This is a genomic window from Ensifer sp. ENS10, assembly GCF_014852025.1.
In the GTDB taxonomy this organism is placed as follows: Bacteria; Pseudomonadota; Alphaproteobacteria; order Rhizobiales; family Rhizobiaceae; genus Ensifer.
Map to the genome: position 1 here is coordinate 373735 of NZ_JACVAS010000002.1, position 13945 is coordinate 387679.

At 63.2% G+C, this 13945-nt stretch carries 12 protein-coding genes; 3 read left to right on the forward strand and 9 right to left on the reverse strand.

The window, feature by feature from the left end:
- Window positions 1–142 precede the first annotated feature (142 nt).
- Window positions 143–1012 carry a D-alanyl-D-alanine carboxypeptidase family protein gene (locus tag IB265_RS08700; RefSeq protein ID WP_057254171.1) on the reverse strand — a complete coding sequence of 290 codons (870 nt, stop codon included), beginning with the start codon at window positions 1010–1012 and terminating at the stop codon, window positions 143–145.
- A 371-nt stretch (window positions 1013–1383) separates the two neighbouring features.
- Between IB265_RS08700 and IB265_RS08705 the strand changes: the two genes are divergently transcribed.
- Window positions 1384–2742, forward strand: a complete 1359-nt coding sequence (locus IB265_RS08705; RefSeq protein WP_113737637.1) for an O-antigen ligase — start codon at window positions 1384–1386, stop codon at window positions 2740–2742.
- Window positions 2743–2807: 65 nt separating this feature from the next.
- Window positions 2808–3824: a betaine--homocysteine S-methyltransferase gene (bmt, locus tag IB265_RS08710; RefSeq protein WP_192494754.1), complete on the forward strand. Its 1017-nt coding sequence runs from the start codon at window positions 2808–2810 to the stop codon at window positions 3822–3824.
- A 103-nt stretch (window positions 3825–3927) separates the two neighbouring features.
- Here the strand turns inward: bmt and IB265_RS08715 are convergent, their stop codons facing one another.
- The 3 genes from IB265_RS08715 to IB265_RS08725 form a co-directional block, all read right to left on the reverse strand.
- Complete coding sequence (locus IB265_RS08715; RefSeq protein ID WP_192494755.1) at window positions 3928–5898, reverse strand: acyltransferase family protein; 1971 nt, start codon at window positions 5896–5898, stop codon at window positions 3928–3930.
- 176 nt (window positions 5899–6074) lie between these two features.
- Entirely contained in the window at window positions 6075–7220 is a 1146-nt protein-coding gene (locus tag IB265_RS08720) for an aminotransferase class I/II-fold pyridoxal phosphate-dependent enzyme (RefSeq protein ID WP_113737634.1), read from the reverse strand.
- 99 nt (window positions 7221–7319) lie between these two features.
- Complete coding sequence (locus IB265_RS08725) at window positions 7320–7955, reverse strand: transcriptional regulator (RefSeq protein WP_093234612.1); 636 nt, start codon at window positions 7953–7955, stop codon at window positions 7320–7322.
- 241 nt (window positions 7956–8196) lie between these two features.
- Here IB265_RS08725 and IB265_RS08730 point away from each other — a divergent pair, with 241 nt between their 5' ends.
- Window positions 8197–8544, forward strand: a complete 348-nt coding sequence (locus IB265_RS08730; protein WP_058323203.1) for a hypothetical protein — start codon at window positions 8197–8199, stop codon at window positions 8542–8544.
- Between the two features lie 307 nt (window positions 8545–8851).
- On the opposite strand, the gene IB265_RS08735 is transcribed toward IB265_RS08730, so the two are convergent.
- The 5 genes from IB265_RS08735 to IB265_RS08755 all read right to left on the reverse strand — a co-directional run bounded on the left by IB265_RS08735 (window position 8852) and on the right by IB265_RS08755 (window position 13887).
- Window positions 8852–10900, reverse strand: a complete 2049-nt coding sequence (locus IB265_RS08735; protein ID WP_162771007.1) for a VWA domain-containing protein — start codon at window positions 10898–10900, stop codon at window positions 8852–8854.
- On the reverse strand, window positions 10897–11424 hold the full coding sequence (locus tag IB265_RS08740) for an RNA polymerase sigma factor (protein ID WP_113737633.1): 528 nt from the start codon (window positions 11422–11424) through the stop codon (window positions 10897–10899). The genes IB265_RS08735 and IB265_RS08740 overlap by 4 nt, the downstream gene beginning before the upstream one ends.
- Window positions 11425–11561: 137 nt before the next feature.
- On the reverse strand, window positions 11562–12311 hold the full coding sequence (locus IB265_RS08745) for a phosphodiester glycosidase family protein (protein WP_113737663.1): 750 nt from the start codon (window positions 12309–12311) through the stop codon (window positions 11562–11564).
- An 84-nt stretch (window positions 12312–12395) separates the two neighbouring features.
- A complete protein-coding gene (locus tag IB265_RS08750) occupies window positions 12396–12947 on the reverse strand; it encodes a hypothetical protein (protein ID WP_210334438.1) in 552 nt (183 codons plus the stop codon).
- Between the two features lie 238 nt (window positions 12948–13185).
- A complete protein-coding gene (locus IB265_RS08755) occupies window positions 13186–13887 on the reverse strand; it encodes a 4Fe-4S dicluster domain-containing protein (RefSeq protein WP_058327015.1) in 702 nt (233 codons plus the stop codon).
- Window positions 13888–13945 lie beyond the last annotated feature (58 nt).

A 13945-nucleotide genomic window follows, 5' to 3' on the forward strand; every position in this document is an offset into this window, starting at 1 on the left:
CGCCTGCGGGGAGAGGGTTAGGGTGAGGGACAGACTTTCTCGCCGATGATCAATCACAAGAACCGAAGATTCGGCTTAGAGGCGGATTGAACCTGTATCGGAAGGCGAGTCTGCCCCCCGACAATCGAAATCGAAACGCGTGTTAGTTCGTCGTGTTCGCTGCCGTTGCCGCTGCAACCGGCTCGGCGACGCTTGCAGCGCTTGCGTCTTCCTTCGGCGGCAGGAACTTGTCGAGCAGAGCGATCATGTCGTCGTCGCGCGCCTGTGCAGTCTTGCCGCCCATGACGACGGCGACGAGGCGGGTGCCGCCGCGCTTGGCAGACGTCACCAGGTTGTAGCCGGAGGCGTCCGTATAGCCGGTCTTGATGCCGTCGACGCCTTCGTAGCGCTTCATCACGCCGTTATGGCCGCGCAGCTTCATGCCGCGAAACTCGATCGTCTTGTTGGCGAAAAGCTGGAACTCCTGAGGAAAGTCGCGCATCAGCGCGAGACCAAGCGTCGCCATGTCGCGCGCCGTCGTCACCTGGGCCGGATCCGGCAGACCGTTGGCGTTCTTGAACACGGTGCGGCTCATGCCGAGAGCCTTGGCCTTGCGGGTCATCATCTCGCCGAAGGCGGGCTCGTTGCCGGCAAGCGTCTCGCCGATGACGACGGCTGCGTCGTTGGCCGAAAGCACGACCATGCCCATGACCGCTTCGCGCACGGTGATCTGGCGGCCAGCGCCGACGGCAAGCTTGAACGGCTCAAGGCCGTTGGCGTGTTCGGAAACGGTCAACTTCTGGTCCCATTGCAGGGTGCCGTTCTTCAGCGCTTCGAAGGCGAGATAGATCGTCATCATCTTCGTCAGCGAGGCCGGAAAGTTCAGCTCGTCCGCATTGTCGGCTTCGAGAATCGAGCCGGTCTCGGCGTTGACGACAAAATGCGCCTGCCCGGCAGCGGCAAAGGAGGCGCTGCCAATGAGCAGGCTCACGGAGACCGCGGCGGACGCGACCATACGGATAAGGGACTGCATATCGTGTTTTCTCGTTTCGACGCTATCGAACGACCTCGGGACGAAAATCGTGATCGAATTATGGAAGACATGCCGCTGAAAACGGCAGCGGCCGCGTTTTCCACGGCCGAGACATCCCCGCCTTTTTACGGGTAGGAGGCCGGCGCGGCAAGCACCTGCGGCAATCCGTCTGCAAATATCACATTCCCGGCGACCGAGGCACCAAGCCGTCGCCGCGGGCAGGACCATCTCGCGCTTCACCGAGGTTTAACCTGATTGCGCCAAGGTGACCGTCTCCCCTGCCCGGCCAGCCTCAACGGCGACACCGGCGTGGGTTCACAAACGAAGGCGTCGCCCGCGACGCGGCAAACTTCCACCCGTTTCGGCAGGCCATGCACCCGAACTCAGCCACGGCAAACCTATCCACCGAACGTCAGCGGGTGCCGGCTGCCTTCGATGCCGGCCTGGCGGAGCTCGTCCACGGTCTTGCCGCGCTGCTCTCGGGCCTTGGCCTGTTCCTCATCGTCTTCACGCTGATCCCGTTTGAGGGTGCGGTAACCACGGACCCCAACGCCGCCAACGAAGGCAATATCATCAACCAGGTCGGCTACCTGGTGCTCGGCGCGGTCTATTTGTTCGCCATGCTGCTTACGGTCGACAGGCGGATATTGGCCCGCCTGGTCTCGCCGAGCTGGATCGCGATCTTCGCGATCGCCTATCTCTCCTGCCTGCAGTCCTATGACCCTGCGGCTTCCGCCCGCGGCCTGACGCTGAGCCTCATTGCGATGATCATGGTGGCGGGCGTGCTGGTGCTGCCGAGGAGCGAGCGAGATTTCGTCAATGCCGGCGCCAACGCCATCCTGCTTCTGATCCTGATCGACTATGCCGCGCTCTTCGTGGCGCCAGACCGCGCCATCCATTCGGCCCTCGGCGACGAACCCTGGCATGCGGGCTTCTGGCGCGGCCATCTGCTGCACAAGAACGTCTCGGCCCCGGTCTTTTCCATCCTCTGCATGTTCGGCATCTATTGCCTGCGTGCCGGTGCGCCGCTGCGCGGCTGGGCAATCACGCTTCTTGCGGCCAATTTCGTGCTTCATACCGGGTCGAAGACAACGATCGGCTTCCTGCCGATCGCGATCGGCCTCGTCTTTGCCGGGCGCGCCGTGCGCAGCCCCAGCCTGATGATCCTCGCCCACCTCGCCATGTCGGCTCTGATCTTCGGCCTGACCCTCGGCACCATCTATTCCGACACGCTGCTTTCGATCACCAAGGCCCTGATCGACGATCCGACATTTACCGGCCGCGACGACATCTGGAAATTCGCCAGTGCCAGCATCGCCGAGCGCCCGTGGCTCGGCCAGGGCTATGCGAGTTTCTGGCTATCGCCCGTGATCATGGGAATGGAAGCGAATTTCGAGGCGAGCTGGGACGTGCGCGGCATCGTTACCGGTCACAACAGCTATCTCGACGCGGTGCTGATGTTCGGCGCGCCGGGCGGCATTCTGATGACGGCCCTCCTCTTCGTCAAACCGCTCTTCGATTACATCCGCGCCTATCGTCGCCCGCAGGCGCGCATCTTCGCCGACTTCTGCGTTATGGTGGTCATCTTCATGACCTATAACGCCATGCTCGAAAGCTTCTTCCTCAATCGTGCCGACCCGATGTGGCTGCTGACCGCGCTTACCGTCTTCGGGCTCGGGCTTGCCGGCCGCATGAGCATGCGCGCGGAAGCGCCAGCCTCCCGACGCTGAACGCTTGCCAAGACATAAAGATATCTTTATATCTTGTTGCAATCTCTTCTAGCCGGGAAAAACCGATGACCGCAGCATCCAATGTCCTCTCCGCCCTCATTGCCGAAAAAGGCATTCTTCTCGCAGACGGCGCCACCGGCACGTCGCTCTTCGCCATGGGGCTCGAGGCCGGCGAAGCGCCGGAACTCTGGAATGAGAGCAAGCCGGAGAACATCACCAAGCTGCACCAGGATTTCGTCGACGCCGGCGCCGACATCATCCTCACCAACACCTTCGGCGGCACCCGCCATCGCCTGAAGCTGCACCAGGCGGACGACCGCGTGCATGCGCTGAACAAGCGCGCCGCCGAGATCGCCCGCGCCGTTGCCGACAAGGCACCGCGCAAGGTCATCACGGCCGGCTCCGTCGGCCCGACCGGCGAACTGCTGATTCCGCTCGGCGCGCTTTCCTATGAGGACGCGGTTGTCGCCTTCATCGAGCAGATCGAAGGCCTGAAGGCCGGAGGCGCCGAAGTCGCCTGGATCGAAACCATGTCCTCGCCGGACGAGATTCGCGCGGCCGCAGAAGCAGCCGCCAAGGTCGGCCTGCCCTACGTCTATACCGGCTCCTTCGATACCGCCGGCAAGACGATGATGGGCCTGCATCCGAAGGATATCCACGGTGTTGCCAGCGATCTCGGCAACGGCCCCGTGGCCGTTGGCGCCAATTGCGGCGTCGGCGCTTCGGACATCCTTTCCTCGCTGCTCGACATGACCGAAGCCGCCCCTGAGGCGACCGTGATCGTCAAGGGCAATTGCGGCATTCCGGAATTCCGCGGCTCCGAGATCCACTATTCCGGCACGCCGCCGCTGATGGCCGAATATGTGCGGCTTGCGGCCGATGCCGGCGCCAAGATCATCGGCGGCTGCTGCGGCACCACCTGCGACCACCTCGCCGCCATGCGCGTGGCACTCGACGAGCACGTGCGCCGCGAGCGCCCGACGCTTGATCTGATCATCGAAAGGATCGGCCCCTTGCGCAACAAGACCGCCAACGAAACGGCAGCCGCGCCGGCCCGCGAGCGTCGCAGCCGCCGCGCCTGATCTGAGCGACAAGCCAAATCAAAAGCAAACGCCCCGGCATCGCACGATCCGGGGCGTTTGCTTTTGGAGATTGATGAACAGCGCCCGGTGGTGGCACACGCCGTTAAAGATCGGCGCTCCCGAAGAGCGGCAGAGTGCCCGGCTCACGCCAGGAAAGAGCATCGCGCTCCGCCGCCTGGATGAAGGAGCGGTAGAAGTCGAAGGCTCGGCCCATCTGGCGAGATCCTTGCTCGGAGAAATGCCCGAAGTCCTCGAAGAGCGAGACACCCTTGTCCTCGACCTTGCAGCTATCCGCATCGCAGAGATAGTTCATGAAGCTGACGACCGGATATTCGTCGGCGATATCGGCGACCACCTTGAGCACGTCCTGATCATATTTGCGCACGTCCTTCAGCGCCGGCTCGCAGCGCTGATCCGGTTCGCCGAGCAACCGTGCCCTGGCCACGCAGAGCCCCGTGTCGCGGCCGTCATGCGGCGTCGGCGCCACGAAGACGGCTTCGAAGCCGTTGGCCTTCAGCCAGGCGAGCGTCGTCCGCAGGCCATCACTGAGAAGGCTCACTTCCGACCGCATTTCCTTGCGGCCGTCGACGAGCACCGTCTCCTGCTGCAGATACTGGCTGAGCTGCGAGGACAGAACGACGTAGCGGATCGACCGGTTGGCGAGCAGAAAGCGGCGGACGTCGTCGTTGTAACGCGCGCAGTCCTGCGGCCAGTTGCGACCGAGCCGGGGAACGACGGGCGCCAGGTTCAGGAACGGCCCGCAATTGTTCTTGGCAAGCTGCACCAGCCGCACGTCCGGCTTCGAGGCGATGACGCCATCGACGAGATGGCGGGCAAAGGAATCGCCCCAGACCGCAACTTCCGGCTTCGGGCTGGTGGCGCATGCGAGATCGGCGACGGCGTCGCATTTCTTGCCGAGACCGACGCTCGGCTGTGTCAACTGCGCGAGCTCGCGGTTCCGGGCAACCAGTCCGTCCGAACCATCAAAGCCGAAGCCGAGTGCGATCGCCGCCGATCCGGCGGCAAGCGTTGCGCCGAAGACCGCGCCGCGCCCGAAGCGCTTGGGATTGCGGAAGGGCTGCTCGACAAAACGCCAGCTGAGATAGGCGAGCGCGAAACACAGCGCGATCAAGAGCGCATAGCCCTCGGCCGGGATCCCATCGATCGCCCTCAGCCGCGCGAAAGCGAACACCGGCTGGTGCCAGAGGTAAAGGCTGTAGCTGATGAGGCCGATCGCGACCAGCGGCTTCAGCGACAGCAGCCGGCCGACGGCGGTGTCGCCGTGCGCAAAGGCAAGAACCAGCGCCGTTCCGAGCACCACGGGCACCGTCGTAAAGCCGGGATAGAAGGCCGATTCCGGCACGAAGAGGTAGCTCGCGATGATCGCGGCCAGGCCGAGGCCCGAGAGCAGTTCGCGGCGGCCTTTTGCCAGATCGAGCCTCGCGGCGCCCATAAGCGCCAGGGCCGCACCGATGCCAAGCTCCCAGAAACGGCTGGGCAGAAGATAGAAATTCGCGGCCGGATCGACCCGCGCCAGGAGCTGCGTCATCGCAAAACTCAAGGCGACGAGTGCCAGCACGACCTTCAGCGTAGTTGCCGCAGACACACGGCGCAGCACAAGCAGGAGCAGCGGAAAGACGAGATAGAACTGCTCCTCGACCGCCAGCGACCAGGTGTGCAGCAGCGGCATCAGATCGGTGCTCGGCTCGAAATATCCCGTCTGATCCCAGAACAGGAAATTCGAGGCGAAGAAATTCACGGCATAAAGGCTCTTGCCAAACGTGTTGAGCTCCTGCGGCAGCATCCACAGAAGCGCGAAAGGGATCGAAACGGCACAAACCAGCAGGAGCGCGGGCGCGAGCCGGCGGGCCCGCCGCTCGTAAAAGCGGACGATGCTGAAGCTCCCGTCGTGGATTTCGCTATGAATGATCGAGGTGATCAGAAAGCCGCTAATGACGAAGAAGACGTCGACGCCGGCAAAACCGCCGGCAACAAGGCCGAAACCGGCATGGAACAGGAGGACTGGCACCACGGCAAGCGCGCGCAGTCCATCGATTTCGGGTCTGTAATGCATCAGCAGGGGGAACACTCGGTGGCAGGGGCCGCTGGTTAACACGGCCCTAACGACAGGACCATTGCTGCCCGGTGTATATCCACATTCGCGCGATTTCTGGGCACGGCCGCCAACCGGCACCGCGGCGACCGAATGCCGCCGCGGGAAAGCACGAGATATCCTTCGGCTTGCGGGTGTCAGGCGGATGCACGAAGCCCGGTGAGATGCCGGCGCCAGGCATCGAGCCCGATCTCGATGTCCTTGCGGCCGAAACCGACACGGAAGCGATCGGTTGCGACCGGAAGAAGATCGGAAACGAAGAGGCTCGAAGGAAGGAGCAAGACGCCCGACTCCTCCACGAGACGCCGGCAATGGGTCTCGACACCATCGGCGCCGAGATAGCGGGCAAATCCGACGCAACCTCCGTCAGGTGCCCGCCATTCGTAGAGATCGGGAAACTCGGCGAAGAAGGTACCGAGCTTTTCGAGATTGGCAGCGACCAGCGCCCGGTTGCGATCGAGGATAACAGCGCGGGCCTTGAGCGCGATCGTCGCCAGCACTTCCGACGGTCGCGAATTGCAGATCGACAGGTAGTGCTTCATCTTCTCCATGCGCTCGAGCAGTGCGTGGTCGCGGCAGGCGATCCAGCCGATCCTGAGGCCCGGAAGCCCGTAGGCCTTGGACATGACGTTCAGCGAGATGCCGCGCTCGAAGCACTCGGCCGCCTGCGGCAGCCGAAGCGAGGGATCGCGTTCCAGGCCGCGATAGACCTCGTCGCTGAAGAGATGGATGCCGCGCTCGGCGCAGAGCGCCACCAGAGCCCGGAACGTTTCCTGGTCGGCGATGGCGCCGGTCGGGTTATTGGGGAAGTTGATGCAGATCAGCCGGGTATTGGGTCTCAAGGCAGCGCGCACGTCGGCGATATCGAGCCGCCAGTTGTTTTCCGGGCGGAGCGGCACACCGGTGACGGCACCGGCGATCGTTACCGGCAAAGTTTCCATCGACTGGTAGTTCGGGACCGTCACGATCGCATGGTCACCCGGCCCGAGCAGCGCCAGCATGGCGCAATAGAGCCCCTCCTCCGCGCCGGCGAAGCAGAGGATGTCTGCGGCCGAAAGGCCTTCATAGGTGGCAGCGATCGCCGCTCTCAACGCCGGCGCGCCATGGGTCTCGGTATAGCCGAGCGTCACGCTTTCCCAGGCGGCGCGGTCCTCGTCGTCGGCAAGTGCGAGCAGATCGCTCATGCTTATCGTCTGGCTGTCGCTCGCGGTCATGTGGTGGCGGGCACTGAACTCCCAGCGGGAGAAATGGGTTTCGAGGCGGAAATCGGGCAAGGTCGTCATGGAAGTCTCCTCCTCTCGGCGCCCGACGGCGCGCGAAACGGTTGCGGATCAGGCAGTTCCGGGAAAGCGCCAAGCCGTCCGGAATTGCGCATGTTTCAATCAGGGTGCCTCGCCGCGTGCCGCAGCAAGATAATTGTAGATCGAGGCGCGCGAGGCGCCGATGAGGCTTGCCAGGTGATCGACGGCATTGCGCGTCTGGAACAGTCCGCGTCCATCGAGTGCTGCCACCAGCGCCACGCGATCGCCGCGCTTCAGGGCCGAAAGTGCCAGCCCCCGCTCCTTCAGCCAGCCATGCAGCGTCGCATTGATCTCCTCGCGCCAATCGCGCGCAAAGAGCGCCTGTGGCCTCGGCTGCTCGGCGCCGGCGAAAGCCGAAAGCAGCTTCACCGCCGAATCGATCATCGACATATCGAGATTGATGCAGAGCAGGCCGACCGCTTCGCCCGTGCCGTCACGCAGCACGGCGGAGATCGACTTGAAGCGCCGGCCATCCGTGCCGGTTTTTTCATAAGGACCGAGCACGGCGTCGGCGCTGCCGACCGCGGCGAACTCTTCCTCGATCAGCGAATCTTCGCCGACCGCGCGCCCGGAAAAGCAGTTCCAGATCCCTGCAACCGTACCGGTCCTGAGATCGTGCAGCACGACTTCTCCATGCGGATAGAGCAAGGCGCTGATCGCAGCGGCCGTCGGCGCATGCGTGGCGAGGATGGAGGCGAAGGCGGGTGCAATGGTCATGCCCGTTTATTTCTGAATTTGTATTTATTGTCAATATTGGACGATTTGCTCAAACACAGCATATGCGCTACAGCTTGCGTACCGATAGCCGCTGGCCTATCCCCGATGACAGGAAGATTCGCTGCTCGCCTGTTCGTACCGGAAACGGACGAAAACATGCAGCAATTCAACGTGCTACAGCGACCCCATGCGCGCCTCACAAGACGCGCCGCGCGCTCGGAAACGCAGACGGGAGACTTACATGAACGCCGGCCCAGCCTCCTTTCCCGACCGGGATACGGTCGCCGAGAAGCTTGGGGCTTTCGCCGAAGCAGACCAGTCCTTCCTGCGCCTGCTGATGGAAAACCCCGAGCAGGACGAGCGTCTGATGGATGGCCTTTATCGCCACCTCGACCTCGCCTCGGAGGCCAAGTTCCTGAACTCCCTGAAACTTGAAAAGCTCGGGCAATGGTTCGGCAACACGGCCCCAGCGCGCCTGCAGATGCGCCTGATGGAAGCCGGCCGCTCCAGCCAGCACGCCGCCTACCAGGCGTTCAAGGCCGGGCTTTCGAAGGCCGGCGGCCTGGACCGCGCTTTTCCGAAGGCGTGAGCACGCGGCGCTGCCTCTCACCCCGCAAGCAGGGAGAGATATCGAGCGCGGCAGGCAATTGGTGCAGCGCGGCGCCTGCCTCTAATGATTGCCCCTCACTGTCCTGACGGACATCTCTCCCCGCAGGCGGGGAGAGAACAGCTAGGCGCCCGCTCCAGTGCCAGACCTCAAACGTTTCGTCGTTCAATCTCCGCCTCGCGATGGGCAAAACCGTCACCGCTCGTCCCTTCTCCCCGTAATGACGGGGAGAAGGTGCCGGCAGGCGGATGAGGGGCTTCCCTGAGCGCGGAGATAAGCGGACTGCCACTCAGTTGCGGGAACCGCCGAGCCCCTTCGCCAACCTCACCAGATTGACGAACTCGGCGCGGTAGCCGAACGGATCGGCGCCCTTGGCAGCCGATGCGAGGTCGATGACGGCGTCATAGGCATAGTCGTTGAGGGCCGTGACGCCCGCGAGCTTTTGCCCGAAGGCAGCGACTGCCACCGAGAAACGCACGTCGCCCGACGCCTCAGCGAGCGCCGGCACGGCATTGGCCTCGGTCACCGGCGTGGTGATCAGTTCGCTTTTGTCTCCGTCTGGCTTCTTGTAACGGATCTTCAGGAAGGCGAGTTCGCCGCCATGCGGGCTTGCTTCTGCCGCCGGCTTCTGTGCCTCCGCATAGCGCAGGTCGTCGTTCAGCACCGCCGGGCTGCCCGTCGGCGTCACCTCGTAGATCGCCGTGACGCTATGGCCGGAGCCGATATCGCCGGCGTCCACCTTGTCGTTGTTGAAGTCTTCGCGCTTCAAGGCGCGCGTCTCGTAGCCGATCAGGCGGTATTCGGCGATCGCCGCCGGATTGAACTCGACCTGCAGCTTGACGTCCTTGACAATCGGGAAGAGCGACGAGCCCGCCTCCTCCACCAGCGTCTTCTGCGCTTCGGCGAGCGTGTCGATATAGGCCGCCGTGCCGTTGCCGTTCTGGGCGATCGTCTGCATCAGCGCGTCGTTGTAATTGCCGCGGCCGAAGCCGAGGACCGACAGGAAGATGCCGCTCTGGCGCTTGTCTTCGATCAGCCGCTTCAGGTCGTCGTCGCTCGACGGACCGACATTGAAGTCGCCATCCGTCGCCAGCATGACGCGGTTGACCCCGCCCTTGACGAAGGCTTTCTCGGCGAGCGCATAGGCCGCATCGATGCCTTCGGCGCCGGCCGTCGAACCGCCCGGCTGCAGGGTATCGATCGCCGCAAGGATCTTCGCCCTGTCCTTCACCGCTGTCGGCTCCAGCACCGTTCCGGCATTGCCGGCATAGGTGACGATCGAAACCGTATCTTCAGGCTTCAATCTCTCGACGAGCAGCCGGAAGGCGCTCTTCAACAATGGCAGCTTGTCCGGCTCGTCCATGGAGCCGGAGACGTCGATCAGGAAAACGAGGTTTGCCTTCGGCGCTTGCGCTGGCACGACGTCGTAGCCCTTGATCGCCACATGCATCAGCCGTGTGCCGCCGTTCCACGGCGTCGGGGTCACCGTCACCGTCGCCTTGAACGGCTCGGCGGCGGTTTCCGGGCGTGGCCAATCATAGGGGAAGTAATTGACCATCTCCTCGACCCGCACGGCGTCACGCTCCGGCATCTGCCCTTCCATCAGCGAGCGGCGCACGAAGGCGTAGGCCGCCGTGTCGACATCGACCGAAAAGGTCGAGACCGGGTCAGTCACAACACTTTTGACCGGATTGCTGTCGGCCTTGCCGAAGCGTTCGCGGTTTTCCGGCGGTGCGATCAGGCTCTCCTCTTGGGCGATCGGCGCAGGCTGATAGGTCATCTGCGGCTGCATGCCACCGACGGCCGAGAGCGGAGCGGCACTGTCGGTCGCAATACGGTTGGCCATGGCGTCGGCTTCGGCGGCTGGCGCCGCAGCCTCGCTTTCCACCGAAGCGCTGGCGGGCGCCTCCAGGGTTTTTGCCTCCCGCTGGCGCGCAAGTTCGTCTGTAGCCGCCTTTTTGGCCACCATCTGCGGCTCGGCCTTTTGCCTTTCCACTTCCTTCTTCGTCTCGTCCTTCAGTGCGATCTCCTGCGCGCTCTCGCCGAAGGGCGCACCGTTGCGCGTCAGTTCTAGCGTCAGAAAGGCTGCGGCAGGCACGACGAGAAGTGTGGCGAGTGCCGATCCGGCGAGCAGTTTCCGGTTCATGATGGGGCTCCATATCCGGTTGAAGATGGAGCTTTGACGAACCGGCTGGACCGATCCTTGGGTGGCAGTCGAATTTTCTTCTGCGGCGTCGAAGGATTGCATCGCGGCAGCGAGTGCGCGGGCGCGCGCCTCCGCAGAGGCCTTCGGCGGGGTGAGCCCGGAGAGCTTTTCGAAATCGTCGCTCATCGTCACACGGCCTCCTTGCCGAGCAATGTCTTCAGTCGCTTGCGCGCCTCGTGCACATGCCAGGATATGGTTGCTTCCGAGCATCCGAGCACGTCGGCGGCAGCCGCATGGCTCAGCCCCTCGGCGTAAACGAGCAGCACCGCATCGCACTGCTTTTCCGGCAGGTCCCGCACCGCCGCCCACAGCGCCTCGCGCTGCTCCTCATCGGGATCCTCGGGCGGAGCGATCGTCGCCTGTTCGCTGGCATAGGCCTGCATGCGCCGGTCATCGCGCGCCTGCCGTCTCTTGTGATCGCGGGCGGCATTCAAAGTCAGCGTATAGAGCCAGGTGCGAAACCGGCTGGTGCCGCGAAAACCACGGATCGCGCCCCCTAAGCGCAGGCAGACATCCTGGGCGATATCCTCGGCATCCGACGCATTGCCGGACCAGCGCCAGGCGACCGCATGGACAAAATCATAGTGTCGCTCGACCAGCTGGCCAAAAGCCTGCCGGTCTCCACTTATCGCCTTTTCGACGAGTTCAGCGTCCAAATCCGTGCCCGCCCTCACCTCATTTGAACCTTAGACGTTGCAGGCTGCCCGTTCCTTGGGTGGAAGACATATTTTTTTCCAGCGGGATGAGGAAAAGTGCGTGCGGTTTTCCGCCCGCATCCCGCGTCCAGAGAAAATCAGCGGGGAAACTTCCCGACGACGGCGATCATCGGCCCCATCGGAAACAGCCGGTCGTGACGATTGATCTCGGGCGCGTAGACGCTGGAAATCGTGCCGTCGAGGAAAAGCGCATTGGGGCAATCAAGCGTGTCACGAAAGAGCGTCGCGAAATCGTGGAAACGCACCGGGCGTTTCGAGATGACGAAGACCACCTCGCCCTTGTCCGTCACGCCGACGCCGTTGCGGGTCTTGAAACTGGTGCTATCGGGCAGGAAGCGCGGATGCAGCTTTCCGTCGATCACCAGCATCGGCCCGGATTGCGTGGCGAAGCGCGGTGTGATCCCGGCATCACGATAGGCTTCCGCCCCCATCACCCCCGCCTTGCCGTCGTCGATGTAGAACACCCCATTCGGCAGCAGATGGAAATTGCCCCAGCCGGTATTGGTGTTGAGCGGCGCCTGCTCGCGCCCCTCCTCGATGTGCAGGCCGACGGGCGACAGGTCGTCGTGATACATGCCGCCGTTCATGGCGAAGGCCATGTACTCCTCACGGTGGCGCAGTTCGAGCGACAGCGCCCGGAACGAGCGAAAGGGCACGCCCGCCTGGTCTTTATTGTACAGGCGAATATCGCTTGTCGCCGGATTGAACGAACAGGCGAGATAGTCCTGTCCGAGATGGCTGACGTCGCGGCAGGCGCCAGCAGCAGGCCCGGCAAGGCCAGCCGACAGAACAGCACCGACGAGAAAAGGCTTTGGGAAAAGCGGCATGGCAAAAGGTCCAATCGAATCAGACGTCAAGCATGACGGAGATTGCGGCGGTTCTGGCGCAACGCCAACGACAAGCATCCGCCCTCAGCCGGCGGCGATCAGCCCCATGGCAATCACAAGTCCATAACTCCCGACCGCAGCCGCCAGCCCGAAGATCACGCAGAGGCAGGCAAAGCCGCCGACGCCAGCAAGCACATAGGATTTGGGATCGCGGTTCAGCACATCCTGCGACAGCGAAAGCAGCAGGCGCTTTTCCCTGAGCGTCGTCGCGAGCTTCACCGCATGGCGCTTCGCTTCCTTCCGCACCTCGCCGAAGTTGTTGCCGATGGCCAGGAAGGTCAGGAACAGGCCAAGGGCGCTGACGGTCAGCGCGAATTTCCGGAGCAGGTCGATGGCATCGGGAAGGAAACCGCCCGAAAACACCGAACGGTCCACCAGCGCATCAAAGCCGGTGATGCAGGCGGCAATGACGGCGGCGTGGCCGGCGCCGATCGCCAGCAGGCGCTTGAAGGCTTCATCGAGGACCTGGCTGTTTGCGGCGTGGATGCTGTTAAGACGAGAGATCTGCGCTTCCACCTCCTCGCGCGAAAGGTGCGGAGGATAGTTACTCACGGATACGACTGGGCTACCTCTCATACGATGGACTCCAACGCCACGCCGTCCAGATCGGTGTAAATTCGATAATATTATCTTTCCAAGACATCTCCAATTTTAGTCATTTTGGAGATTTCCACCATCTTTGCGGACAAGGAGGATAGCCGGATCGCCGAGACCACAGTGATTTTTGGGGCGCTCCTCCAAATCATAAACGCGATCGATTCTCGTAAGTTAGGGCGATGCGGCCGAAAGACCGAGACACTTTCCTCGTCCCACTCTAGAGGCTAAGCGCTGCCATATGGAAGCGAAGCTGTTCCTGACGATAGCGATAGTCACTCCCGACAGGACAGGCATCGCGCGAAAGACAGCCTGCCGACAGGCAACCCCTGGCCGCTTCGCTGCGCAGATGCCCGCGGCAGAGGCCGACATCGAAGCGCTCTTCGACAAGCGCATTTGCTGGACAGGCTGACATGCAGGGCTTTGCGGCACAACGATCGCAAGGGTGCTGCGCCGCCCGCTCGCCGGTTTCGGGAAGCGGCCTGTCGAAAGCAAGGGCGCCACGATAACCGTGCCAGAGCCCGTAACGCGGATGGATGAGGATGCCGAGCGGCGAAGGTTGCAGGCCCTCTGCCCGCATCGCCCATTGCTGGAAGGGCTGCCACGGCGGATCGGATGGGAAATAGACGGTCGCCCCGCAGGCTGCGGCAACCGGCCCTATCACCATCTTCGACCAGGTGTCGAGCGGATCGGCACCGCCACGATCCGGCAGGCCCTCCCGCCAGGCATTGAAGGCCTGCCACAGCGAGCCGCCGATATTGCCGATCAGCAGCACGCTTGCCGCCGGTCGCCCATCGGCCAGCAGCGGTGCTGCCTCTGCGGAAGAGAAGTTCAGCGTTCCGCGCAAAAAAAGTCCGTGCGGCGCCAGCGCCGCACGGACTATCTCGACAATCTTGTCCGCTGTCGCGGAAGGCGCCGTCATTTCGGTTTCGGCCCCTGGTGTTCGTAATGCGGGCGCCAGACCTCCTTCTGGATCATGT